The organism is Streptomyces oryzae, from assembly GCF_017676365.1.
Lineage (GTDB): Bacteria > Actinomycetota > Actinomycetes > Streptomycetales > Streptomycetaceae > Streptomyces > Streptomyces oryzae.
In genome coordinates, this window is sequence record NZ_JADKMA010000114.1 from 1 (window position 1) to 23,055 (window position 23,055).

The 23,055-nt window shown below is 70.4% G+C and carries 27 protein-coding genes and 2 pseudogenes; 14 read left to right on the plus strand and 15 right to left on the minus strand.

Annotated features, from left to right (window positions below; translation table 11 throughout):
* Positions 1-110 (plus strand): annotated as a pseudogene (locus tag ITI46_RS34930) (transglycosylase SLT domain-containing protein); the annotation flags it as partial.
* A gap of 301 nt (positions 111-411) precedes the next feature.
* On the opposite strand, the gene ITI46_RS21250 reads toward ITI46_RS34930, so the two are convergent.
* Positions 412-891, minus strand: a complete 480-nt coding sequence (locus ITI46_RS21250; protein WP_209241282.1) for a hypothetical protein — start codon at positions 889-891, stop codon at positions 412-414.
* A 274-nt stretch (positions 892-1,165) separates the two neighbouring features.
* Between ITI46_RS21250 and ITI46_RS21255 the strand changes: the two are divergent.
* Both ITI46_RS21255 and ITI46_RS21260 read left to right on the plus strand, forming a co-directional pair.
* A pseudogene (locus ITI46_RS21255) lies at positions 1,166-2,140 on the plus strand (MFS transporter); the annotation flags it as partial.
* Positions 2,141-2,178: 38 nt separating this feature from the next.
* On the plus strand, positions 2,179-2,838 hold the full coding sequence (locus ITI46_RS21260) for a class I SAM-dependent methyltransferase (RefSeq protein ID WP_209241283.1): 660 nt from the start codon (positions 2,179-2,181) through the stop codon (positions 2,836-2,838).
* A gap of 32 nt (positions 2,839-2,870) precedes the next feature.
* On the opposite strand, the gene ITI46_RS21265 is transcribed toward ITI46_RS21260, so the two are convergent.
* Complete coding sequence (locus tag ITI46_RS21265; protein ID WP_307808262.1) at positions 2,871-3,980, minus strand: cytochrome P450; 1,110 nt, start codon at positions 3,978-3,980, stop codon at positions 2,871-2,873.
* Complete coding sequence (locus ITI46_RS34935) at positions 3,977-5,425, minus strand: cytochrome P450 family protein (RefSeq protein ID WP_307808263.1); 1,449 nt, start codon at positions 5,423-5,425, stop codon at positions 3,977-3,979. The genes ITI46_RS21265 and ITI46_RS34935 overlap by 4 nt, the downstream gene beginning before the upstream one ends.
* Before the next feature lie 249 nt (positions 5,426-5,674).
* Between ITI46_RS34935 and ITI46_RS21270 the strand changes: the two genes are divergently transcribed.
* Positions 5,675-6,511: a DUF4232 domain-containing protein gene (locus tag ITI46_RS21270; RefSeq protein ID WP_209241285.1), complete on the plus strand. Its 837-nt coding sequence runs from the start codon at positions 5,675-5,677 to the stop codon at positions 6,509-6,511.
* 327 nt (positions 6,512-6,838) lie between these two features.
* Here the strand turns inward: ITI46_RS21270 and ITI46_RS21275 are convergent, their stop codons facing one another.
* The 5 genes from ITI46_RS21275 to ITI46_RS21295 form a co-directional block, all read right to left on the minus strand.
* On the minus strand, positions 6,839-7,264 hold the full coding sequence (locus ITI46_RS21275) for a peptidase inhibitor family I36 protein (RefSeq protein ID WP_209241286.1): 426 nt from the start codon (positions 7,262-7,264) through the stop codon (positions 6,839-6,841).
* 134 nt (positions 7,265-7,398) lie between these two features.
* A complete protein-coding gene (locus ITI46_RS21280; RefSeq protein ID WP_209241287.1) occupies positions 7,399-8,271 on the minus strand; it encodes a glycoside hydrolase family 16 protein in 873 nt (290 codons plus the stop codon).
* A 212-nt stretch (positions 8,272-8,483) separates the two neighbouring features.
* Positions 8,484-8,726, minus strand: a complete 243-nt coding sequence (locus tag ITI46_RS21285) for a helix-turn-helix domain-containing protein (RefSeq protein WP_209241288.1) — start codon at positions 8,724-8,726, stop codon at positions 8,484-8,486.
* On the minus strand, positions 8,726-9,226 hold the full coding sequence (locus tag ITI46_RS21290) for a DUF2975 domain-containing protein (protein WP_209241289.1): 501 nt from the start codon (positions 9,224-9,226) through the stop codon (positions 8,726-8,728). Before ITI46_RS21290 ends, ITI46_RS21285 begins: the two co-directional genes overlap by 1 nt.
* Before the next feature lie 84 nt (positions 9,227-9,310).
* The gene (locus tag ITI46_RS21295; RefSeq protein ID WP_209241290.1) at positions 9,311-10,132 is read right to left on the minus strand and encodes a helix-turn-helix transcriptional regulator; all 822 of its coding nucleotides are present in this window, start codon (positions 10,130-10,132) and stop codon (positions 9,311-9,313) included.
* Between the two features lie 49 nt (positions 10,133-10,181).
* Here ITI46_RS21295 and ITI46_RS21300 point away from each other — a divergent pair, with 49 nt between their 5' ends.
* On the plus strand, positions 10,182-10,661 hold the full coding sequence (locus tag ITI46_RS21300; RefSeq protein ID WP_247746349.1) for a DUF2000 domain-containing protein: 480 nt from the start codon (positions 10,182-10,184) through the stop codon (positions 10,659-10,661).
* A gap of 79 nt (positions 10,662-10,740) precedes the next feature.
* Here ITI46_RS21300 and ITI46_RS21305 read toward each other — a convergent pair whose 3' ends face one another.
* The gene (locus ITI46_RS21305; RefSeq protein WP_209241291.1) at positions 10,741-11,055 is read right to left on the minus strand and encodes an ArsR/SmtB family transcription factor; all 315 of its coding nucleotides are present in this window, start codon (positions 11,053-11,055) and stop codon (positions 10,741-10,743) included.
* Between the two features lie 272 nt (positions 11,056-11,327).
* On the minus strand, positions 11,328-12,437 hold the full coding sequence (locus tag ITI46_RS21310; RefSeq protein ID WP_209241292.1) for a TetR family transcriptional regulator: 1,110 nt from the start codon (positions 12,435-12,437) through the stop codon (positions 11,328-11,330).
* 84 nt (positions 12,438-12,521) lie between these two features.
* Here ITI46_RS21310 and ITI46_RS21315 point away from each other — a divergent pair, with 84 nt between their 5' ends.
* Genes ITI46_RS21315 through ITI46_RS21335 form a run of 5 tightly spaced genes read left to right on the plus strand, consistent with a single transcriptional unit; the run spans position 12,522 to position 17,056 of the window.
* Complete coding sequence (locus ITI46_RS21315) at positions 12,522-13,484, plus strand: ATP-binding cassette domain-containing protein (protein WP_209241293.1); 963 nt, start codon at positions 12,522-12,524, stop codon at positions 13,482-13,484.
* Positions 13,481-14,278, plus strand: a complete 798-nt coding sequence (locus ITI46_RS21320) for an ABC transporter permease (RefSeq protein WP_209241294.1) — start codon at positions 13,481-13,483, stop codon at positions 14,276-14,278. Before ITI46_RS21315 ends, ITI46_RS21320 begins: the two co-directional genes overlap by 4 nt.
* The gene (locus ITI46_RS21325) at positions 14,275-14,931 is read left to right on the plus strand and encodes a transcriptional regulator (protein ID WP_247746350.1); all 657 of its coding nucleotides are present in this window, start codon (positions 14,275-14,277) and stop codon (positions 14,929-14,931) included. The genes ITI46_RS21320 and ITI46_RS21325 overlap by 4 nt, the downstream gene beginning before the upstream one ends.
* Positions 14,928-16,445, plus strand: a complete 1,518-nt coding sequence (locus ITI46_RS21330) for a pyruvate, phosphate dikinase (RefSeq protein WP_209241295.1) — start codon at positions 14,928-14,930, stop codon at positions 16,443-16,445. Before ITI46_RS21325 ends, ITI46_RS21330 begins: the two co-directional genes overlap by 4 nt.
* 23 nt (positions 16,446-16,468) lie before the next feature.
* Positions 16,469-17,056, plus strand: coding sequence for a histidine phosphatase family protein (locus ITI46_RS21335; protein ID WP_209241296.1), 588 nt, complete (start codon positions 16,469-16,471; stop codon positions 17,054-17,056).
* A 31-nt stretch (positions 17,057-17,087) separates the two neighbouring features.
* Here ITI46_RS21335 and ITI46_RS21340 read toward each other — a convergent pair whose 3' ends face one another.
* Positions 17,088-17,456 (minus strand): DUF1330 domain-containing protein, encoded by a 369-nt coding sequence (locus ITI46_RS21340; RefSeq protein ID WP_209241297.1) that lies wholly within the window; start codon positions 17,454-17,456, stop codon positions 17,088-17,090.
* Positions 17,457-17,742: 286 nt separating this feature from the next.
* Here ITI46_RS21340 and ITI46_RS21345 point away from each other — a divergent pair, with 286 nt between their 5' ends.
* Together ITI46_RS21345 and ITI46_RS21350 are read left to right on the plus strand one after the other, a co-directional pair.
* A complete protein-coding gene (locus tag ITI46_RS21345) occupies positions 17,743-18,201 on the plus strand; it encodes a hypothetical protein (RefSeq protein ID WP_209241298.1) in 459 nt (152 codons plus the stop codon).
* 91 nt (positions 18,202-18,292) lie between these two features.
* On the plus strand, positions 18,293-18,481 hold the full coding sequence (locus tag ITI46_RS21350; protein WP_209241299.1) for a hypothetical protein: 189 nt from the start codon (positions 18,293-18,295) through the stop codon (positions 18,479-18,481).
* A gap of 93 nt (positions 18,482-18,574) precedes the next feature.
* Here the strand turns inward: ITI46_RS21350 and ITI46_RS21355 are convergent, their stop codons facing one another.
* Both ITI46_RS21355 and ITI46_RS21360 read right to left on the minus strand, forming a co-directional pair.
* Complete coding sequence (locus tag ITI46_RS21355; RefSeq protein WP_247746351.1) at positions 18,575-19,414, minus strand: DUF8017 domain-containing protein; 840 nt, start codon at positions 19,412-19,414, stop codon at positions 18,575-18,577.
* Between the two features lie 152 nt (positions 19,415-19,566).
* Complete coding sequence (locus tag ITI46_RS21360; RefSeq protein WP_209241300.1) at positions 19,567-20,247, minus strand: DUF899 family protein; 681 nt, start codon at positions 20,245-20,247, stop codon at positions 19,567-19,569.
* A gap of 228 nt (positions 20,248-20,475) precedes the next feature.
* Between ITI46_RS21360 and ITI46_RS21365 the strand changes: the two genes are divergently transcribed.
* On the plus strand, positions 20,476-20,802 hold the full coding sequence (locus ITI46_RS21365) for a hypothetical protein (protein WP_247746352.1): 327 nt from the start codon (positions 20,476-20,478) through the stop codon (positions 20,800-20,802).
* 157 nt (positions 20,803-20,959) lie between these two features.
* The gene (locus ITI46_RS21370) at positions 20,960-21,433 is read left to right on the plus strand and encodes a carboxymuconolactone decarboxylase family protein (protein WP_209241301.1); all 474 of its coding nucleotides are present in this window, start codon (positions 20,960-20,962) and stop codon (positions 21,431-21,433) included.
* A 93-nt stretch (positions 21,434-21,526) separates the two neighbouring features.
* Here the strand turns inward: ITI46_RS21370 and ITI46_RS21375 are convergent, their stop codons facing one another.
* Together ITI46_RS21375 and ITI46_RS21380 are read right to left on the minus strand one after the other, a co-directional pair.
* Positions 21,527-22,321, minus strand: coding sequence for a hypothetical protein (locus ITI46_RS21375; protein ID WP_247746353.1), 795 nt, complete (start codon positions 22,319-22,321; stop codon positions 21,527-21,529).
* Positions 22,322-22,424: 103 nt separating this feature from the next.
* The gene (locus tag ITI46_RS21380) at positions 22,425-22,988 is read right to left on the minus strand and encodes a YceI family protein (RefSeq protein WP_209241307.1); all 564 of its coding nucleotides are present in this window, start codon (positions 22,986-22,988) and stop codon (positions 22,425-22,427) included.
* Positions 22,989-23,055: the final 67 nt, after the last annotated feature.

Sequence of the window (23,055 nt, forward strand, 5' to 3'; positions counted from 1 at the left end):
TCAAGGGCACCCCCGATAAGCTCACCGACCCCGTCGCCAACATCGTCGCCGCCTGCAACTACGCAGCCGACCGCTACGGCACCATGGACAACGTCGACTCCGCCTACTAAAGGCCGACAACCCCACACACACCCAGCACCCCGCATACGAACAGGAGCGGGTGGGAGGACACACCTCCCACCCGCTCCCGTCGTTGACCGAAGACTTGGCGCATGGGCCCAGAGATCCAAGTCGGTGGGGGAGACGTGGTGCTCTGCCGCTTGAGCTACGGATGCCGGGCATCCGGCGGGACTCGAACCCGCAACAACCCCATTAACAGTGGAAGTATCCCCCGCCTGCGCACCTGGGCCACATGGCTTCGCCCACCGTAGCCCCAAGGGGCCGCGGGCTCAGCCGTATTTCCCGCAGTCATCAAGTGTGGATGGCGAGCTTGAACTGCGCGTGCACGAGATCCCGGGACTGGGAGTCGTTGTGGGAGACGCGGATGGCCAGTGGCACGTCCGGGTGCACGAAGAGCTCGTGATGTTTGGTGAACGCCTGCATGCCGGGGGAGGGGCGCCTGTGGTCCGTCGCTGTGGTGTCGACGGGATTGTCGGTGAGGCCGAGCGGGTCGCGTACGACCTGATCGCGCAGTTCGCTGTAGTTTCCGGCCTCCCACTGGATCATGACTGTGATGACGCCCCAGCCGTCGACGGATGGCCAGATCAGGCCGGACCGGTCGTCGGTGCGCCAGTTGGTGACCTCGTAGCCGTCGGGCTGCTGCACCTGGTGCATGCCCTCGGCGTCGTACGACTCGCCTCCGCCGAACGGGAAGCGCACCACGTGGTACGCGCCGTCGGCGGCGATTCTCTGCTGTTCGTTCACGATCAGCGAGCACACGGGTATCGCCATCTGTTCGTTTCCTCCTCGCCGTTCGGGCCCGCTACTGACAGACCGCGGCCCTGGTCCTGAGGTAAGGATGCGACTCCATGAGGGGCGTGGCGATGGCTTGAACCGTGCAACTGTTGAAAGTTGCGCGGCATTTGAAGCGCTGGCGGGCGAAGCGGTGCGCTAAGGCCGTGGCCAGGGGCGGCCGTCGAGGCGTTCGATGGCGACCGGCAGACCTATCGCACCGCCGATCCTCATCGAGGCCGACCCGGACGGTGGCATGGCCCGCAAGTTCCATTCGACCGGCCTCGCCCTGATGATCGCGGCGATGATCTGGTTCCTCGTCCCGGACGTCCCGGCCGCGGCCAAGGGGCAGCGGTTCGACATGCCCGGCGCGTTGGGCCTCGCCGTGGGTCTGGTCTGTCTGCTGCTGGCCGTCTCCAAGGGCGCCGACTGGGGCTGGACCTCGGGCACCACGCTCGTTCTGTTCGCCGTAGCGGCCGTCGCCCTCGTCGCCTGGGGATTCTGGGAGTTGCGCACCCGGGACCCGCTGATCGACCTGCGCACCACGGCCCGGCCGCGGGTGCTGCTCACCAACGTCTCCTCGGTCCTGGTCGGCGTGGGCATGTACGCGTTCATGCTGATCGCGCCGCAGCTTCTGCAGTTCCCCGAGGTCACCGGGTACGGGCTGGGACAGTCGATGCTGGCCACCGGGCTGTGGATCGCTCCCGGCGGTGTCATGATGATGATCGTCTCCCCGCTGGGCGGGAAGCTGATCAACGCGCGGGGGCCGAAACTCGCCCTCGTCTGCGGGGCACTGGTGATCTCCGCCGGGTACGGCCTCTCGCTGGCGCTGATGGGCTCCGCCTGGGGGCTGATGCTCGTGGGCATCGTCATCAACAGCGGTGTCGGCCTCGCCTACGGTGCGATGCCCGCCCTGATCATGGGCTCTGTCCCGCTCTCCGAGACCGCTGCCGCCAACGGCTTCAACACGCTGATGCGTTCACTCGGCACCACGATCGGCTCCGCCGTGATCGGCGTGGTGCTCGCGCAGTTGACCATCACGATGGGCGGCCATGAATTCGCCTCGGAGAACGGGTTCCGCACCGGCCTGCTGATCGGCTGCGGAGTCGCGTTGGTCGCCGCCGCCGTCGCCGCGGTCATCCCGGCCCTCCGTACCACCGGCGGCGACCAGGGTGAGGGCGAGCGGACCGCGGCGGACCAGGTCCCGGCCGTGCCTGAGCCCTGCCGGCCTTCCCGCTCCCCCTCTTGAGGGGGCGACCGGCGGCGTGGTCATGATGAACTGCCCTCATGACGACGCTGCCGCTCCGCGTCCTGGGCGCACTGGACCGCTTCAACGCGGCTCATCCCTGGGACCACAACGCGCACTACCACCGGTGGATCCTCCGCCGGCTGCCCCGGCGCTTCGGGCGCGCCCTGGACGTCGGCTGCGGCACCGGGGATCTCGCCAGGCTGCTGGCGGCGCGGGCCGACGAGGTACAGGCCGTCGACTCCGATCCGGCGATCGTCGCACGGGCCCGCGAGGCGACGCCCGCGACGGCACCGGTGACCTTCACCGTCGCGGACGCGTCGACCGGGACCCCCGCAGGACCGTACGACGTGATCACCTGCGTCGCGGTCCTGCACCACCTGCCGTTCACCGAGGCACTCACACACCTGCGCCGGCAACTGGCCCCCGGGGGAACGCTGCTCGTCGTCGGATGTGCCCGTGCGCAGACGATCGGCGACCACCTCCTGGCCGCCGTCGCCGCCCCGCTGAACGCCGCCATCGGCTGGTGGAGAAGCAGGGGACGTACGGTGCCGCGCCCGCCCTCGATGACCGCCGTGACCCGGCCGCCCGAGCTCGGCTTCCCGGAGATCGTCCGGGAAGCCCGCGCCGTCCTGCCAGGCGCCAGGCTGCGCCGCCGGCTGTTCTGGCGGTACACGCTCGTGTGGCGTGCGGAGGGCTGAGCGCGGCGCGGCTGTCGGCGCGGCGCGGCGGGTCAGCGCAGTACGACCGGCAGTTGCTGGTAGCCGTTGATGCCCAGTGACGGCACGCGGGGCGCGGGCCCGGAGCCGAGGGCGAGCCCGGGGAAGGTCTCGAACAGCTGCCGCAGGGCGATCTCCGCCTCCAGCCTGGCCAGGGACGCGCCGGGGCAGCGGTGCGGGCCGACACCGAAGGCCAGGTGCCGCGAGGCGTTCGCCCGGTCGGGCGCGAACACCTCCGGGTCGGGGTCCGGGAAGGCGTGCGGGCAGCGCTGGATGGCCGACAGCGGCACCAGGACCGCCTCTCCCTCGCGGATGACCTCGCCCTCCACGTCCACGTTCTCGGTGGCGTAGCGGAACATGAGGTTGCGGGTGGGAGACTCCCAGCGCAGTGCCTCTTCCACGATGTCGGGCCACGGGTTCTCGCCCGCGCCCTGCCGGGCCCTGGCCTTCTCCAGCGTCTCCGGGTAGGTCAGCAGCCCCCTGACGGCGTGACAGATCAGGTTCGCGGTGGTCTCGTGACCGCCGATGACGGTGACCACCAGATTCCCGATGACCTCGGCCTCCGTCAGTTCCCCCGCGTCCAGCGCCGCCACCAGATCCATCGTGAGATCGTCCTGGTCGCCGCGGGCACGCTTCTGCTCGATCAGGGACATCAGCGTCGCCGGGAAACGCTGCCCGACGGTGTTCTGCACCTCTTCGGCCCCGGCCTCGGAGTTCATCGCCGCGGCCGACAGCTCGCGCAACTCCTGGCGCAGCGGGCCGTCCTCGGGCACGCCGAGCAGGGAGCAGATGACATCCAGCGGCAGCGGCAGCGCGAAGCCGTGGTGCAGATTCGTTTCCTCCCCGGCGGGCACGGCGGCGAGCCGGGACAGCAGCTGGTCGGCGATGGCCTCGATCCGGGGGCGGAGCGCCTGCACCCGGCGCGGCGAGAACGCCCGCTGGATGGGCAGCCGCAGCCGTCGGTGCGTGTCACCGTCGGTGGTGAGCAGGCTCTCGCCCTCCACGATGAACAACAGCGGCCAGTCCGCTGGTATCTCTCCGCGCGCGTGCGCGCCCCAGTTGCTGATGTCCTTCGAGAAGCGGGGGTCGCCCAGCACCAGAGCGCCCGCTTCCCGGGTGGTCACCGCTTTGGCCACCACGCCACCAGGGAGCGCCACAGTGGCAACCGGCCCTGCGGCTCGGAGGGCCTTTGCTTCGGTTCCGTGGAGATCGGCCGGGGCGGATTCGAGAGAAAGCTCTGCTGTTCTGTCCACTGCTGTCCATTCGTCAGGGGCGCCGGAGGGAGAGGGAATATCACCGGGAGCGCGGTGGGGGTACGTGCAGAATAGGGAAGGTCCCAGGTGAGGCTCTCCTTCGGGACGGCCATCCGCAGACCGGGCAGCCTGTTCCACAGGACTTCGAGCCCGGTACGGACGATCAGCGTACCGAGATCGGGTGCCGGGCATCTGTGCGCGCCTGCGCCCCAGGCCAGGTGTGACCTGTTGGTGCGGGCGACGTCGAAGCCGGCGGACAGCATCGTCGGGTCGGCGCCGCTCGCGCCGAGGCAGATGATCGCCATGTCACCGCGGTTGACCGGGTACCCGCCCAGCACGGTGTCCTGGGTGGCCCAGCGGCCGATGAGGTTCTGGACGGGGGCGTTGACCCACATGACGCGGTTCATCGCCTCCTCCATCTGACAGCGCCCGGCGATGACGTCGGAGTTCAGCTCGGGATTGGTCAGCAGTTCCAGCACGGTGTTGCAGAGCCAGGTCGTGCTGCCGCCGCGCCCGGCGACGATCTGGAGCCACACGTCCTCGCTGAGCTCGTGCGTGTCCAGCTCCTGGTCCATCTGCCGGTTGTAGTGGTGCATCCAGGAGATGAGATCGGGTCCCGGTTCGCGCTGCTTCTGCTCGACCAGGGCCCGCATCCGGGAGTCGAGTTCGGCAGCGGCCCGCTGGGCTCCCGGCCCGCCGCTGAGCATTTCGTGAATGGCGCTGCCGGTGGCCAGCGCGCTGCCCTCGTCCATCCCCATCAGCCGCATCATCACCAGCAGCGGCAGCTGTAGCGCGTACTGGTCCAGGATGTCGACCTGGTTCCACTCGCGGGGCCCCTCCGGAGCGAAGAACGAGGTGATGAGCTGCTCGGCGAGGTCTTCGATGAGGTCACGCGCGCGGAGCAGATCGAGCTCGGCGAGCGCCTTGTTGCCCGGGCCGGAGAGCCGCGTGTGCTGCATGCCCTCGGAGTGGAGGCGGCTGCGCCGGTAGGCGAGCTGGGGGATCAACGGGTGGGGCGGCAGGGCGCCTTGTGCGAAGTCGCGGTACCAGCGGGAGTCCCGCGTCCACTCATGGCCGCGGTTCTGCAGGATCTCCAGCTGGTAGGCGTGGTCCAGCACGAGATAGCCGCGGAAGGCCCCGGTCTCCTCCAGTGTCACCGGAGCCACGGGGCCGAAGGTCTTGCGGAGGCTGTCGTAATAGGAGAGCGGATCACTGGCGAAGTCCTGGCCGTACAGCGGGGCACTGCGCGCGGGCCACGGGGTGCGCGCGTGCGGCCAGGGCTCACCAAGAGGGGTTGTCGAGGCATTGGTTGGCACGCGGATCATCCTGTCGGCGTCGCTCACCGGAGGCAACCGAGAGCCGGGTCCGGCAGGTTATCTGCACCGAATGAGCAGGTCCGTAACACGTTCGTGCCTTCGGGCGGACCGCGGCGCTGTGCGCACCTCCGGCGCCGTGCCCGGAAAAAAATCCGGGATCCCCGTGAACTTTGTTGCCGCAGCCGCCATCGAACCCTGTGTATGGCCCGATGACGGGGGACAGCGAGAAGCAGGGAGTTGAGGGCAGCCATGGCACGTACCGAGGGCACGACCACCGCGGAGAGCGCAGCCGGCGCAGCCGTGGCGGCAGCGCACCGGGCTCCCGCGCGGGGCAGCTCCGGCCGTCCTGCGCGGATCGCCGTGGCCGCCGCCGCTGCGCTGGCGGCCGGCAGTCTGCTGGCGGGCTGCGGGGGCAAGGACAACGACGCCTCCGGCAAGTCCGGCGAGCGCACCGCATCCGCGGGCTCCTCGCACACCGAGAAGCACGACGACGGCGGCACGAGCGGCGGCAGCACCGACGGCGGCACCAGCGGGGGGAGCGGCAGCGGGGGCAGCACCAGCGGTGGTACGAAGAGCTCCGGATCCGCCGCGAAGAGCGGAAAGACGGGCGGCAGCACCGCCGAGGCCAGGAGCAGCGCGGCCCACAGCGCCGGTACCTCGGGGTCCGCCTGCACCGCAGGGGACCTGAAGGGATCCATCGGCCCCAACCACCCCGGCGCCGGACAGGAGAACTTCGCGGTCGTCCTCACCAACAAGTCGGGCCACACCTGCACCGTCCGCGGTTTTCCCGGCTTCGCGTTCCTCAACAGCGACGGCGAGCAGGTCTCCCTCGACCCGCAGCGTGACAGCAGCGGAACCGAGACGCACACCGTCAAGCTGTCCCCCGGAAAGAGCGCCTGGGCGCCCCTCTCCTACACCAACCCCGAGATGACGAACGTCCCGACCGTCACTCCGCACAGCGCGCTCATCACCCCGCCCGACCGGCGGACCTCCCTCCGCGTCGACTGGTCCGGCGGCCCGGTCTCCGCGACCGGCAAGGCGTCCGTGCCCAAGATCGGCCCGCTCTCCGCAGGCACGGGCAGCTGACGCCCTCCAGACCGGCGGGGCTGATCGGACAGTAGCCCCGCCGCCCCCTGATCACCGCTTGGTGCCCCTCCGACCCGGCATGGAGGAGGGTGCGCGCCAAGTGTGCGTGCGCCAAGGGGGCAGGGACGGGGCGCGGCCGAACCCCGTGCCGACGTCCGGGCCACCTCGCCTTCCGAACGAGGAACCCGTACGCCGGTCGGCCGCGCCCCACCCCGATTTCTGCGCCTGCTGCCCGTCTTCACGCCGAGTGAGGAGCACTGCGGCGGCCTGGCCGGATATGTGGAGCCGCCTGGATCGGGGCGCGCCGTGCGGTGCCGACCGCCGCGATCAGCGCGCCGATTCGGGCCCGGTGCCGAGCCTGACCGACGACGCCCTGTCGTTGAACGAGGTCCGCACGTTCTTGCACTCGGAAGGGCGCACCGTCTCGGACGAGCCTTTGTAGCCGTCGTGTTCGTACAGCCGTACCGGACGGGTGGTGTGATTGCACACCGAAGTCGCCCTGTCGTTGAACCCGAACTTCCCCAGCCGGGACAGGCTGTGGTTCGTCAGCAGGATCGCGGCGTTGGCCCCCTTGTTCAGCTTGTGGTTCTTGTAGAGGCATACGACGCCCCAGGAGCACGCTTTCTTGCCCTGCCCCTTGGTCACGCTCACGGTGTGCGGGGCAGAGCTCGCCGAGCTGACTGCCTGAGCGGGAAGGGAAGCTGCTCCCGCGAGGAGCGCGGCGCCGACCAGCAGCGGCATCCGGTACTTCACAGGTCCTCCTTGGAGGCGCGATCAGTGACGTTACTGCACTGATCTACGAGCACGCCCGAACGCGGAAACCGCCCCCGGGGGAATTCCCCCCGAAGGAGATCGGGGCGGGGGCGGTGCCGGACCTGTGCTGCGGGTCAGTCGCTGGTGGTGACCCGCACATAGTCGACGGTCATCTGCTGCGGGAAGCTGGTGGAGCCGTCCGGGTCGCCGGGCCAGTCGCCGCCGACGGCGAGGTTGAGGATGAGGAAGAACGGCTTGTCGAACACCCACTCGTTGCCGCCGACGTCGGCCGGCGTACGCGTCTGATAGACCTTCCCGTCCACGGACCAGCTGATGGAGCCGGGGGACCAGTCGATGGCGAAGGTGTGGAAGTCGTCGGCGAAGGCCGCGCCGTCGGGCAGGGTGTACCCGGCGCCGATGCCGCCCGACCCGGAGTAGCCGGGACCGTGCAGCGTGCCGTGCACTGTGCTGGGCTCGAAACCGACGTTCTCCATCACGTCGATCTCACCGCAGGCGGGCCAGCCGACGCTGCCGATGTCGTCACCGAGCATCCAGAAAGCCGGCCACATGCCCTGGCCGCGCGGCACTTTGATGCGTGCTTCCACATGACCGTGGGTCTGGGTGAACCTGCCCGAAGTGTTCAGCCGCGCCGAGGTGTACTCACACCGCCCGTACCAGCACTGGTAGTTGCCGGGGTTCTCCTTGCGTGCGGTGATGACCAGGTGGCCGTCGCCGTCGAGCGCCGCGTTGCCGGCGCCCGGAGTGTAGTACTGCCGCTCGTGATTGTTGACGTTGTCGCCGGTCTCGGTCTGCCACTTGCCGCTGTCGACCGCTGAGCCTGCGGGACCGTCGAAGTCGTCGGAGAAGACGACTGCTTGTGTGTCGCTGCCGCCGCGCCCGGTGTGCACGGGGTCGGCAGACGCCGTGCCGGGCAGCAGCGTGGCGGTGACGCAGCACAGCAGGGAAGCGCCGGACACGGCTGCGCGACGTCTCCAGGAACGTCTCATGTCGTCGGCCCGTCCTTTCGTGGGGGAAGGGAAGGTGGACGGTAGAGCCTGTACATGACAAGCCAGCTCCCGGGGCGGACCCCGGGAGCCGGGCCTTCTTGATGACTTGTTGTAAGCGCGCCGGACCGAACCGTCAAGGCTTTGGTCCAGACCGGAGCGTTCAAGAACCGATGACGAGCGCGGCAATCAACGGGCCGAGGAGAGCGCGCCCTTCAACCCCTGTCGTCGGTGCTGTCGCGCGCCGCGTCCTCGTCAGGTACCCAGCGCAGCACGTCGCCGGGCTGGCAGCCGAGGGTGCGGCAGATTGCGTCGAGGGTGGTGAACCGGACCGCTTTTGCGCGGCCGTTCTTCAGCACGGCGATGTTCGCCGGGGTGATACCGACGGCGGCGGCGAACTCGCCGACCGACAGGTTGCGCTTCGCAAGCTGCATGTCGAGGTCGACGACGATCGTCATCACACCACCTCGGCAATCTCGGTCTGCAGATCCGTCGCCTTGCGCAGCAGACCGCGCATGATGACGACGAGCATCACGAACGAGGCGCCCGCGCCGACGCACATCAGGGCGCTGGCCGTGGCGCCGATGAGCTCCATGCCGTCGCTGTTGGGGGAGGGGATTTCAGCCACGGCCAGATGCCCGGCGACGCCGAGCGCCAGCAGCGTTGCCACGATCGCGGCTCCGATGATGGTGTCGACCCAGCGGAAGGCCCGCGGCGTGAAGATCGCGTCCCGGCGGACCATGGTGAGCAGCATCCACGTGGCGGCAAGTGCGACTTGGACGCAGGCGACGCCGAGGATCGCCACCGTCACGTAGGGCGCGGCGAACGGGGCGTACGGAGGGAAGCGGTCGACCTCGTTGGCTGCTGTCGTCGGAATGACGACGATCTGCCCGAAGAAACCGGCCAGGATCGCTGCGGCGATGCCGGCCCGGAGCGCGGCTATGAAGAGACGATGCATATATCGATTAACGATCGGTCCCGTTCGACGGTTCAATCGAATACGGTGCAATCGAATACGGCCGCCTCGCAGACGTGTTGGGGGTCAACCGGACCGTCGGCCGACTCGGCGGGCCCCCGTACGCGCGTACTGGCCAGGGGCGATGCCCAGGACCCGCTTGAAATGCCGGGTGAGATGGGACTGATCGTAGAAGCCGGCCGCGGTCGCCACCTCGCCCGGCGGCTGTCCGGCCAGGAGAAGACGCCGGGCGAGGTCGACGCGCCGGGACGTCACGTACTGGTGCGGTGCCATGCCGAACGCGGCGCTGAACGCGCGTACGAGATGCGCGGGGTGGGCGTGCAGCACCCGCGCGGCCTCGTCCAGCGTGGTGCCTTCGCGGAACCGTTCGTCGAGGAGGTCGCGCAGGTCGTGGGCGACGCCACGGTCGGGCGGCGTGCCACCGACGGCCAGTCTGGGACGCAGGTGCCGGCGCAGGCGCTCGCTGATGAGAGCCAGCCGGCTCTCCGCCTCGAGCTCGTCCCCGCCGGAGGCGAGGGCGGTGTGCAGCTGGCCGATACGCCGGCGCAGTACCGGATCGGTGAGGTCCGGGCCGTCGACCGCAGGGCCGATGAAGCTCTCGTCCAGCTGCGTCATGTCCAGATAGAGCACCCGCTTGCGGAAGCCGTGCGAGGTGGCGGGCGCGCCGTTGTGCGGGACCTGCGGCGGCAGCAGGCTGACGGTGTCGTTCGGGGTGCCGCGCTCATGGCGGTCCAGGTCGTAGCGGACAGCGCCGTCGTCCACGATCAGCAGGGTCCACGCGTCGTGGACGTGCATGGGGTAGGCGTGCTCGGTGAAGTGGGCGTGCAGGACCTCCATGACGCCCGGAACCGACGGGCGCCACGCAGAGATCTCCTGCTGGGACGCCATGCAAAGAACGTACAAGACGGCGAAGCCTCGCGACCGGCAGTCTCGAGGCATGAGAACGACGGAAGAGACCGAGGTCAGGGCCGGGATCGAGGCCGGTGCGGCAGCGGAGGACGAGCCTGTCCGCTTCGATACGAAGATCGCCGTTCTGCTGCGTGACGATCTGGAGCCCTGGCAGCGACTGAATGTGACCGCCTTCGTCGTCAGCGGCCTCGGCTCGGTGTCACCCGAGGTGATCGGCGAGCCGTACGCGGACGCCGACGGCACCGCCTATCTGCCGATGTTCCGCCAGCCCGTGCTCATCTTCGAGGGGACGAAGGAGACGCTGACCAAGGCGCATGGTCGTGCACTGTCCCGCTCGCTGCCCAGGGCGGTGTTCACCTCCGATCTGTTCAGCACAGGAAACGACCGGGACAACCGGGCGGCCGTACGGGCAGTGAGCGCCGACCAACTCGACCTGGTGGGGCTGGCCGTCCACGGGCCGCGCAACGCGGTCGACAAGGTACTCAAAGGTGCGCGCATGCACCCCTGATCAGGGAAGCGTCCCCGATCAGGAGCGGCGGGGACGCTGAGGGGACGGGCCCGGAATGCGGGTGACGGCGGGCGGGGTGTCAGCCTTCTGCGGCTGGGTGCGTGCGGCGAGCGCCGTTCAGTACGGAGTCGAGCAGGCCGGGGAACAGGGAGTCCAGGTCGTCACGGCGAAGCCGCACCAGTCGGGACCGGCCCTTGACGGTGGTCCAAGTGACGCCCGCCTCGCGCAGCACCCGGTAGTGGTGGGACATCGTCGTCTGGTGCACGTCCAGGTCCCCGCCGATGGCGTTGCAGCTCTCCTCGCCGGTCACGGCGAGCCGTTGGACGATCTCCAGTCGCACCGGATCTGCCAGCGCGCGCAGCACCTCCACCCCGGCCGGCCCGGAGAAGTCCAAGGCGTGACCGGCCCCTCCTCACGGTGTCCCGGGACGGGTTCATCCGAGATTGGTGGTACGCGATGCCTGCTGGCTTCCCGTACCGGACGGACGTCTCGGTGAGCAGGCTGTCGAGGCAGGTGTCCATGTGGGTGCCGTGCCACCGCGGTCGCGTCGCCCCATGCCTGCGAGATGTCCACATGTGCGTGCACGCTGACCAGGCCGACGAGGGTTTCGTTCAGCAGCACGAGGGAGGGACAGCGGCAACTTCCCCGACCCCCGGCTGACGGGCCTCAGGTGGCCTCGTGCCGCTTCCGCCGGCCACGGCCGACCGCGCCGTGGCCGGCCACGGCATGGCCGGCCCCGCGCCCCTCCGCGCGGGCCACGATCAGTCCGTCGGCCATTCGGACCGCGAACTCGGTGCCGTCGTCGACCGCGTCCCGGCCGAGGGCAGCGGCGACCGCGCCGTCGTCGTCGAACACCACGCGCGGCTGCGGCAGTTCCCCGGACGCGAAGACCCGGCGCAGGCAGCCGACGAGATCGAGGAGCCGGAGCCGGGCCAGCCGGCCGGTCTCGGCAGGGTCGTCCGTCACAACGACGATCGTCACCTCATCGCCGGGCCGTGCCGCGCGCACCGCCTCCTCGGCTGCGGACAGCCGGGCCACGCCCAGCGCGACGACCACACCGTCGTCGCCGAAACCGGCCGGGCGGCCGGTGATCTCGTCGCGCAGGCCGCCGGGTGCCGCCCACCGGTCCTCCGCCGGCCGCGCCGGAGCGACGAAGGGCAGGTGGGGCGGTTCCGCGTCGTCCGTGAGGGAGATGCCGGCCAGGTGCTCGGCGGCGCAGGCCAGGTCGAACGGGTCGCCGACCCCGGGGGCGTTCTCCGCGAGGCCGGTCGCGCCGTGCAGCAGGGTCAGGGCCAGCGCGGCGCGGCGCACCATCCGGGCGCCGGTCCCGGGGAGCGATTCCAGGGCCAGGGCGAGCAACAGGGCCTCGAACCGTACGAGTTCGGCCAGCGCGGCCCTGGCCGGTGTGGTGTCGAGCACGCCGGACAAGGAGCGCAGCTGAAGGTGCCCGTTCGACGGGGTGTCGCCGGCGAGTGGCAGGCGTTCGAGCCAGACCCGGGCGAACGCGCCGAGCGCCTGCCCGGCGGAGTCGGGCGATTCCAGCGGCGGTTCGGCGGCGGCCCTGGCCCGCTCGGCGTCCTCGGCGAGCACCGCGAGGTAGAGCGCGCGCTTACCGGTGAAGTTGGAGTAGACCGCACCCCTGGTCAACTCGGCCCGCTCGGCGATGCGGTCGATCTTGGCTTCTGCGTAGCCATGCTCGGCGAACTCCTCACGCGCCGCGACCAGCACCGCGGCCCGCGTCCGCTCCTGCTGCTGTGCCCGGGTCAGTCTCGCCATCGTGTCCCCTTCCGCTCGCGAAGCATGATACAACGAGCATCCAGATGATGAGGTCACTGGAAAACAGCGAGCATCGGAGATCGTGTGGCTGACAAGGGGTTCGAAATCGAAGGGCTGGTCAGGAAATTCGGCCGGACGACGGCGGTCGACGGGGTGAGCCTCGCAGCTCATCGCGGCCAGGTGCTGGGACTGCTGGGGCCCAACGGCGCCGGCAAGACGACTGTCATCCGCGTCCTCGCGACCCTGCTGCGCCCGGACGCAGGCCGGGTGCGGGTGGCCGGCATCGACGCGCTGCGGGATCCAGCCGGGGTCCGCCGGCGCATCGCGTTCTCGGGGCAGCACACCAGCGTCGACGAGGAGTTGACCGGGCGGTCCAACCTGGTCATGATCGGCAGGCTGCTCGACCGCGGCCGCCAGGACGCCCGCCGACGGGCCGGCGAGCTGCTGTCCCGCTTCGGCCTCGACGAGGCGGCCGACCGCCCCGTTTCCACCTACTCGGGTGGGATGCGCCGTCGGCTCGATCTCGCCGTGGGCCTGGTCGGGCGGCCCGAGGTCGTGTTCCTCGACGAGCCCTCGGCCGGGCTGGACCCGGGGAAGCGCGACGAGTTGTGGCGGATGGTCCGCGAACTCGCCCAGGACGGCGTCACGGTCCTGCTCACCACGCAGTACCTGAAGGAGGCCGACGCCCTCGCCGACGAGATCACCGTCATCGACCACGGGCGGTTGATCGCCTCCGGCGTACCCGCCGATCTCAAGCGCCAGGCCGGCGGGCACACGGTCGTCCTCCGCCCGGCCGACGCCGGCGACCTCGATGCCGCGGCGGCCGTCGTCGCCAGGGTCACCGGGCGGGAGCCCAGCCGATCGCACCGCCACGGGCTCGTCGCGCCGGTCGCCGGCGAGGCGGAGTTCTTCCACATCGCGGCGCGGCTCCGGGAGCTCGGCATCGACGTCGGCGAGTTCGCGTTCCGGCTGCCCAGCCTCGACGAGGTCTTCCTCCGCCTGACCGGAGCCACCGCCACCGGCCACGTCGCCGAGGAGGCAGCTTGACCACGCCCCGCACCCGGACCGCCGGGCCGCGCCCCCTCGCCACCCTCCGGCACAGCCTGGTCCTCGCCAGGCGCAGCCTCGGCAAGACCACCCGCAACCCGGGGCCCGTCGTGAACGGCGTCGTCACCCCCGCGCTCTTCATGATCCTCTTCCTCTATCTCTTCGGCCGCCCGGTCGCCGGCTCCACCGCCCAGTACGCGCAGTACCTGTTCCCCGGGATCCTCGTCATGGGCGCTGGTCTCGCCGGCATGGTCTCCACCGGAACGGCCATCAACCTCGACTTGAGGAACGGGGTCACCGACCGGTTCCGCAGCCTCCCGATCAGCCGCACCGCGCCGCTGCTCGGCTCCGTGCTGGCCGATGTCCTCCGCTACCTGATCGCCGTGGTGATCCTGTTCGCCATCGGCACGCTGCTCGGCTTTCACGCCGAGGGCGGCGCCCCCGCCGCGCTGGGCGCGGCAGGTCTCGCGATCCTGTTCGGGTTCTGCCTCAGCTGGCTCACGGTCCTCATCGGCGTCCTCGTCAGGAGCGCCGAGGCCGTCACCGCGTTCAGCTTCATCGCCTTCCTGCCGCTCCAGCTGGGCAGCAGCCTGACCGGTCCGACCGACACTCTGCCCGGCTGGCTGCGGGCCTGGGCCGACATCAACCCCGTCACCCATGCCATGGACGCCTGCCGTGCCCTGCTGAACGGGACCCCGGAGGCAGGCAGCGTGGGCCGCACCCTGCTCTGGTCGGCCGTCCTGTTCGCCACCTGCTGCCCGCTCGCCGTCCGCGCCTATGGGCGCCAGGAATGAACAACCCACCGGAGGAAGAGGCCAACATGTACACACCGGAGACCAGGACGCCGGACGCTGCCCTCCTGGCCCTGCACGCCCTGCGCTGCGTCGGCGCCGCCAGTACGGCCCGGCTCCACGGGGTCACGGGCCTCGACGAGTCCGACCTCGCATCTGAGCTCATCGACCTCGGGGCCGCCGGCCTCGTCACCCGGTTCCCTGGTGAGCCGCCCTGCTGGGCGCTCACCGACGCCGGCCGCGTCGCGGACGCCGAGCGAATCGCCCATGAGCTCGACTCGGCCGGCGCGCGCGGAGCCGTCGAGGCGGCGTTCGGCCGGTTCCTCGTCCTCAACCCGGAGCTGCTCGACCTCTGCCGGGCCTGGCAACTCCGCGATGTCGACGGCGGCGTGAGCGCCAACGATCATCGCGACCCCGCCTACGACGCGCGGGTCCTCGACCGGTTCGCCGACCTCGACCGGCGCGCCGCTTCCGTCTGCACTGAACTCTCCGCCGCCTTGCCCCGCTTCGGCCGCTACCGGCTTCGCCTTGCGGACGCCCTCGACCGCGCCGCGGCCGGCGAGCTGGAGTACGTGACCGACGACCTTGCCTCCTACCACACCGTATGGGCCGAACTGCACGAGGACCTGCTCGCCACCCTGGGAAAGCAACGATGAGATGGATCCGCGCGCTCTCCGCCGAGACCGGCGAGGGGGCGGACACGCTGGGCGGCAAGGCGCTCGGCCTCGCCCTCCTGCACCGCCTCGGACTGCGGACGCCGGCCGGGTTCGTCGTCACCACGGATGCCTGCCGCGCCTTCTTGCGGGACGGTCGCCTACCCGATGGGCTCCACGACGAGCTGGCGGCCGCCGTCGCCGGCCTCGAACGCGCCACCGGCCGCGCCTTCGGCGGGCCGCGGCAGCCGCTCGCGGTCTCCGTCCGCTCCGGCGCCAGCGTGTCCATGCCCGGCATGATGAGCACGATCCTCAACCTCGGCCTCACCACCGGGGCCACCGCCGGTCTGGCCGCCGAGACCGGCGACCCGGCCTTCGCCGAGGACTCGCGGCAGCGTCTCCTGTCGAGCCTCGCAGCCGCGACCACCGACGACGGGTCGGTCCCGGACGACGCCAACCGCCAGCTGGAGCTGGCGATCGAGGCTGTGTTCTCGTCCTGGGACGCGCCGCGCGCCCGTGCCTACCGCGCCGTGCACGACCTCCCGCACGACCTCGGCACCGCCGCGATCGTGCAGCCGATGGTGTTCGGGAACCGCGACGACCACAGCGGCACCGGGGTCGCGTTCAGCCGCGACCCCAACACCGGCGAGAACGCTCCGTACGGCGAGGTCCTGTTCGGGCACCAGGGGGAGGACGTCGTGTCCGGCGCCTCGATGACCCGGCCGCTGTGCGCGCTCGCCCATCGGGAGCCGGTGGTGTGGACGGAGCTGCGCGACGCCCTGAGCCGGATCGAGGGACACTACCGGGACGCCTGCTACGTCGAGTTCACCTACCAGTCCGGCGAACTGTGGCTCCTCCAGGTCAGGCCCGGCCGGTTCGTCGGCGCCGCCGCAGTCCGCCTCGCCACCGAACTCGTCGACGAGCGGGCCATCGGCCGTGACGAGGCGCTGCGCAGGGTCTCGGCCGAGCACCTCAAGCACGTCCGCACACCGCGCATCGCCTCGTCCGAGGAGACCCGCGTCCTCGCCCGGGGAGTCGGCGCCTGCCCGGGCGTCGCGGTCGGCCGGGTGGCGACCACCCCGGAGCGGGCGGTGCGCATGGCCAGGGACACCCCGGTTGTCCTGGTGCGCCCGGAGACCTCCCCGCACGACATGCACGGCCTCGTCGCCGCCGCCGGAATCGTCACCGCACGCGGCGGACCGGCCAGCCACGCCGCGGTCGTCGCGCGCGCCATGGGCAAGCCCGCGGTCGTCGGCGCCGCCGAACTCGCCTTCGACAGTGACACCGGCACCGTGACGGCCGACGGTCTCTCTCTCGACGACGCCCTCGTCACCATCGACGGGACCAGCGGCGAGGTCGCCCTCGGCCGCCCCCGCGTCGTCGCCGACCAGGCCGGCGGCCACCTCCACCGGCTGCTCGTCTGGGCCGACGACATCTCGGGCGACCACTCGGAACGCAGCGATTCCCAGCGCCTCGCCGCGGCCCACGCCGCACTGGCACCCCGCGGGGACACCTGACCCACCCCGAAAGGAGACCGGCGATGCCGACTCGACACCTCTACCTGCTGCGACACGGCGCGGCCGACGTGTGGGGCGAACTGACCGATGCCGGAGAGCGGCAATCGCACCTGGCAGGGCGGCGCCTGGCCGCCCTGCCGATCGACGCGGTATGGCACTCGCCCCTGCCCAGGGCGGTCCGCTGCGCGCGGATCATCGGCACCCACCTGCCGGGTGCCACCGTGCGGCAGGCCCCGGAACTGGCCGACCACGTGCCACACGTGCCGGCCGAACTCCCGCCGGAATGGGCGCCGTTCTTCGACGGGTACGACGCCGAGGAGGCCGCAGCCGGCGAGCGCCAGGCCGCCGCCCTCACCGCCAGGTTCGCCCGCCCCACCGCGACCGAGACCCACGAGGTCCTGGTCACCCACGCCTACCCGGTGGCCTGGCTGGTCCGGCACGCCCTCGACGCGCCGCCGGCCCGCTGGCTCGGCCTGAACTGCGGGAACACGGCGCTGACCGCGATCGATTACCGCGACGGCACAGCCCCGACGGTGCTGCTCTACAACGATATGGGCCACCTTCCGCCCGAGCTGCGATGGACCGGCTTCAACGCTGGTACACACCCCTGAGGCCGGCCCCGGCCGCCCATCACATCTCCCATCAGCCTGCGCGAAGTTCACCGTCCCCCGCGGCAGCGGCGGCCTGGAGCTTTGCCGCCCGCTCACGCGGGTCGTATCCGGGGCCGACTCCCTCGGCCAACACGACATCCCCGTCGATGTGGTCGGTGCGCAGCGGGAGGATCTCCTGGTACTCCGGCGAGGTGTACCAGGCGCGGGCCTCGGCGAGGCCGGGGAACTCGATCAGCACCATGCTGCCCTGCCATGCCCCCTCGACCACCTCGGTGGGCGCGCCGTGGATCAAGAAGCGCCCGCCATAGGGGTCGAGGGTGGCCTGGATGCGGTGCAGGTACGCGATGATGTCCGGGTGCGGACGGCGGTCTCGGAGATGTGCGAAGCCATATGCGGGCACGTCCGGCTCCTTCGTTCGGATGCGAGGCCCCGGAACGTAGCCACGCTCCCGGCCCGCCGCGATTACCGCCGGGGTAATGGCGGGCGGGTCCCGGCGGGTGCTGGTGACGCCGTCGGCCACGCCCCGGCCCACGTCCGCCGCGAAACCGGCCGACCGCACAAGTAACACCGTTCGTCAACGCGGGTGAAAGACCGGTCCCGTACGGGTGACTGTCGCCACGCGCCGCCCCTGCCACCTCGACCATGGCCGTAGAGGAACGACGCGGGATGGCGGGAGGCGTGCACCGATGCCCCTTCGAACGCTGTCCACATCCCGGCCCGACGAGCCGGCACGCGTACACGGGGACGAGTCGGCACCCGTACACGGGATGGCCGCGACTCTGGTCGCTGTACTCACCCTGCTGCTCGCCCTGTCCGCCCTCGGCAGCTCACAGCCGGCCGTCGACGAACTGGGATGTCCCGACGGCCGGGCAGCTGCCACGGCCGCCGCGACCAACTCTTGTGTCCGGGTGGCGGTGCACGCACCCGGAGAGGGACGGCACCCCGGGCACGACCCTTCCTCCGCTCAGGTGTGCCCGGGTGCGACGGCCACCCACCGGCCGCTGTGCCACACCCTGTTGCCCACGGTCGCCTCGCCCGCCGTCAGCTGTCTGCTGCCCGGCGCGGCCACTCCCGCGGTCGCGGCTCCTGGTAACCCTCCCGAATGCTGCCCGCTGGCAGCTCAACGGCAGATCCTGCGCTGCTGACCGGACCCGCGCGCCCGGAGTCGGCAGTCGCCGTGCTCCGGGTCGCGATTGCCCGGTTCCGCACATTCCGCACCGCTGCCGCAGGAGAAGCATGCCTACCGACCCCTTCCGTGCCATCGCCGCGATGGCACGGGCCGAAGCCGCGCGCACCACGACCCCGGTCACCCCGGAGCCCCGCCGGTCCACCGAATCCACCGAACCCGAACCCGAAACGTCCGAGCGTCGCCGAACGTTCTGGCGCGAGATCGCCCGCCGGATCCGCCACCCCAGGTCGGGCTGAAGCCTTCCTCCCGGCACCCCCTCGTTCCCGCATGCACCGAGGTGGGTGCCGGGCCCGGTGGCAGGGCCGGGCCGGGGGCCGTGGCTGAAGGGCTCAGCTGTCCGTGGACCGGACGGTCTTCATGATCTTCTTCATCTCGGAGTCCTTCAGCGCCTTCGGAACTCCCTGGTCCGCGTAGATCACCCAGCCGTGCATGGTGCCGTCGGGGAGCTTCTGCGCGATGCTGTGCACGATCGCCTTCGGCGGTACGCATGAGCTCGGCCGGTTGGTGACGGTGACCTCGGCAGTCGCGGTGTAACCCTCGATGCCGCCCTGCTTCCACGGCTTGGCCTTGCTGACCTTGATCTTGGGCTTGTGGTCCTCACCGCCGTACGCGGCGAAGCCCCAGTTGCCCGCCCAGTTGCGGGCGTTCTCCTGGAGGCTGCCTTCGGTGCCGCCGCCCGTGGTGCCGACAGTGGCGAGCTGCCCCTTGCCCGCCTCACCGACCGCCTTGGGGTTGGGGCTCGACGCGCAGCCGCCCTCGCGGTAGTTGGCGGTGCCGGTCATGACGACGACGGGCTTGCCGTTCTTGTCCGTGTAGGAGAGGGCCGTCTCCGGGCTGATGATCTTCCACTTCTTCGCCTTGCCGGGCACGTCGTAGCGGAAGTGGTGCTTCGCCGAGGTCTGCGTCTGCCATCCCGCGACCATGGGCTTCTTGCCCGAAGGGCGCGTCGGGCCGGAGGACTTGGACGACTCCGCCGAGGGCTTCTTCGAGGCCGAGGAGTGCGAGCCCTTGTCCTTCTTGGACTTGCCGACGTCCTCGTTGCATCCGGTCAGCGCGACGGCCACGCCGAGGCCGAGGGCCGCGATCATCGTCTTCTTCGTTCGGCGGGACGGTATCGCAGGGGACTGCGGACGCGGAGCAATGCGCTGGAGGACCTTTGACTGAGACATGCCCGGTACCCTAGATGAACTGCGCTTCTGCCCTCTCACCAGGTGGTTGTCCCCCTACAGGACGTATACCTGCCCGTGACACCTCGCTCAAAGTTGTTACGCGCGAGCATGACAGAGCGGCACGGACCGGGTGCCGCGGCTGTGCGGCGTAGCTAGTAGCTGAGTGCTGCGTACCAGTCGCCCCGGCCGTTGCGGGTGAGGTCGAGGAGGTGCCATACCGGGCTGAGCAGGTCGATGCCCCGCTGGTCGATGTCGTCGGACATCCGGGGGTGCACCGAGTAGAAGTGGCGTACCGAGCCGCTGTCGTCGCGGGTGAAGACCGACACCGTCGAGTCCTGGTTGCCCTCGGCGTCCTCGCTGCCCAGGTCGTATTTGAAGGTGCCGGCCCCGGCGCCGAGCAGCCGCAGGTTCGTCCACTTCCGGTTGCGGGCGTGCGCCCGGAGCGTGGGCAGACCGGCCGCGGCGACGATGACCATGTCCGCGTTCTGCGTGACGTGGTGGGCGACCCCGTTGAACCCGTCGAGCCACATCGTGCACATGGGGCACGGCTCGGTCTGCGTCTTGCCGTACATGAAGTGGTAGACGATCAGGTCACGCCCTGGTCCAGTGAACAGCTCGCTCAGCCGCACGGTACGCACCGGCTCGTCACCGGCCGCCAGATCGGCGGGGCCCTCCTCGAACACGTAGTCGTCCACGACAGGCCCGAGCGGCAGCCGCCGACGCAGATCGGCGACGCGCTCACGATGGCGCATCAGCTCGATCTCGGCTGCGCGCAGCTCCTCGCGGGCGCTGACGTATTCGGCCGGTTCCCCGGTGAGATTGGTTTGACGCATCGCTGCCCCGGTCCAGCTGCTGTGGGGGCGGTCGTGGTGGCCGCCCGCTCTTCGGGCCCCACCGTATGCCTGCGCACAGGGCCCGTGGCGCAGCGAAACGAGGGGGCGTCAGCGAAGCGCACTCCTAGATGAACCAACGGGGGATCGACCGCCGAGCCTGTGCGGTCCGAGACCTGCTGGGCCAGGAACCCGGTTTGCTGGAACAGCCAGACCGGCCAAGCTGGGACCATGCCTCGCAGAATCATGTTCGTACAGCTCAAAACGGATTACGACACCGACCGCGGACCTTCGTGGATCGGCTGGGTGGGCTTCTCCAGGACGTGGAAGACGGCCTACTTCCAAGGCCGGACCCTCAGACGTGGCACGGGACTTGGTCTGCCCGACGCAAACTTCTACGACGTCGAAACCGGTGAGGATTTCTGGATCTCCGGACCGAAACGCGACCGGAGCGATACCCGGTACGGGCCCGAAGGGCCAACGGTGGAGAAAGACGCCGCGGACGCGTACCGGGCATTTCTCCAAGGCGCCCCCCTTCCCGGCCGCGAGGACGGTTAGGGGGAGCGGGGAGTACCCGCAGCCCGCACACGTGGGACAGGGGACGCCCCCTTACGCCGCTGCAAGCGAGACGTACGTCACAGGAGGGGATGTCACACCTGGCCGAGGCTGCCCCGTCGAAGGTGTGTAAGCGCCGGACAACGCATGGGAGCGCATCATGGAAGCACGTCTCAACGCCTTCGCCAACCCGGTCCTGAGCAAGGTCTTCAAGCACTTCATCGCCGCCGGCAAGGCGATCGAGGACTCGACGCTGCCTGCCTCGACGCAGGAGCTGGTGAAGCTCCGTGCCAGCCAGATCAACGGCTGCGCCTTCTGCACCGACATGCACTTCAAGGACGCCGTGGAGGCCGGGGAGTCCCCGGAGCGCCTCAACCTGGTCGCGGCCTGGCGGGAGGCCACGGTGTTCACCGAGGCCGAGCGCGCCGCGCTGGAGCTGGCCGAGGAGGCCACCCGGATCGCCGATGCGGCCGGAGGCGTTCCGGACGAGGTCTGGGCGAACGCCGCCAAGCACTACGACGAGGACCAGCTCGGCGCTCTGGTGGGCGTCATCACCGTCATCAACGCCTTCAACCGCGGGAACGTCATGCTCCAGATGCCCGCTGGCGACTACCAGCCCGGCCAGTTCGGGTGACCAGACCGCCGTCGGGGGCGAAGGGCGCCTGCCTCTTCAGCCCCAGCCCCCGACGGTCCCAGCCCCAGCCCCCGACGGCCGACCAGGACGCCGTCACTCGACTCTCGCCGAGAAGCCGTAGTACAGGCCGCCGCGTCCCGGGACGGGCAGGCCCGCCGGCAGCGGGGTACCGGCCGGCTCGGGGACGGCGACGGTGCTCCAGTCCACCGCGAGGTCCGTGAGGTGCCGACTGAGGTCGACGGAGCTCACCTCGGCGCCGTCCACGTACGTGGTCAGTGCGGGTCCTGCGCCGAATGCTCCCTCGGACAGCGTGAGCCATTCATCGCAGGCCCAGCGGATCTCGCCGGGGTCCGACGCGACGATGGTCGTGATGTGTTCGATCGACCCGCTCGCAGCTTCGTCCTCCAGCACGTAGAAGCTGTACGCGTCCTCCGCGGGAGACCCCGCGCTCACCCCGAGCAGGATGGCCAACTCGTCCAGTCCGGCCTCGGCATCGCTGCCGGGGCCGGCCGCGCGTATCCTGGCGAACAGGTGCTGTGCCTCGGTCCGTCGCCGTTCGACGGTGCGCTCGTCCTCGCACACCTCCCCGGGGTCGGGGTTCAATTCGAGGGCGTTCTCCCAGTAGGCGATCTGCTGAGCGAGGCGGCCGGTCAGCAGGAACAGCGTTTCGACGTCATCCGGGCGCATCCGCAACGCGGCGCGCAGCCAGCGCTCTTCGGGCCAGTTCTGATGCTCTGCCAGGGAGTCGGTCGCCGTCAGACTCAGCAGCCGTCCCAGCTCCCGGGCGGCCCGGGCATCGTCTGCGGCTGCCCGGGCCTTCAGCCGCGCGATCTTCTGGTCGAGCTTCCCGTCGAGCTCTTCGTCGGTCTTCTTGTCGCTGATGTCCATGAGCCGACGTTACGGCCCGCCACTGACAGCGCGGCCGGGCCACCCGCACCGCGCTCGGTCAGTCGTCCGCGCTCGCCACCTCGGATGACTGCTGGCTCAGGCCTCAGCCGGCGGGGGCGTTGCGGATCGCGGCGATGTCGAACTGAAGGCGTACCTTCTCGCTGACCATCGAGCCGCCTTCGGCCATTTTGCTGTTGTACGTGAGGCCCCAGTCGGAGCGGTCGATGGTGGTCGTGCCGTCGAAGCCGACGCGCTGGTAGCCGAAGGGGTCCAGCACATGGCCTATGTAGGTCATCTCCAGCACGACGGGCCGGGTCACGTCCCTGATGGTGAGGCCCCCTGTCATGCGGTATGCATCGTTGCCGATGAACTGCACGTTGGTGCTGGCGAACTTCATCTGGGGGTAGTTGTCGGAGTCGAAGAAATCACGGCTGACCAGATGGGCGTCGCGCTGCCCCACCCCTGTGTCGACACTGGCTGTCGAGATGACGACCTCGGCGGAGGAGCGGGTCGGGTCCTGGCCGTCGAAGAAGAGCCGGCTCTCGTACTCGGTGAACGCCCCGCGCACGGTGGTCACCATGGCATGGCGCACGGAGAAACCGATCCGGCTGTGCGCGGGGTCGATGATCCACTCTCCGGTGAGCTCATGCAGCGCCGGATCCACCATGCCCGTGGCGGTGGGGGCCTGACCGTACGTGGCAGGTTGGGCTTGACCGTACGTGGCGGGGTGGGGC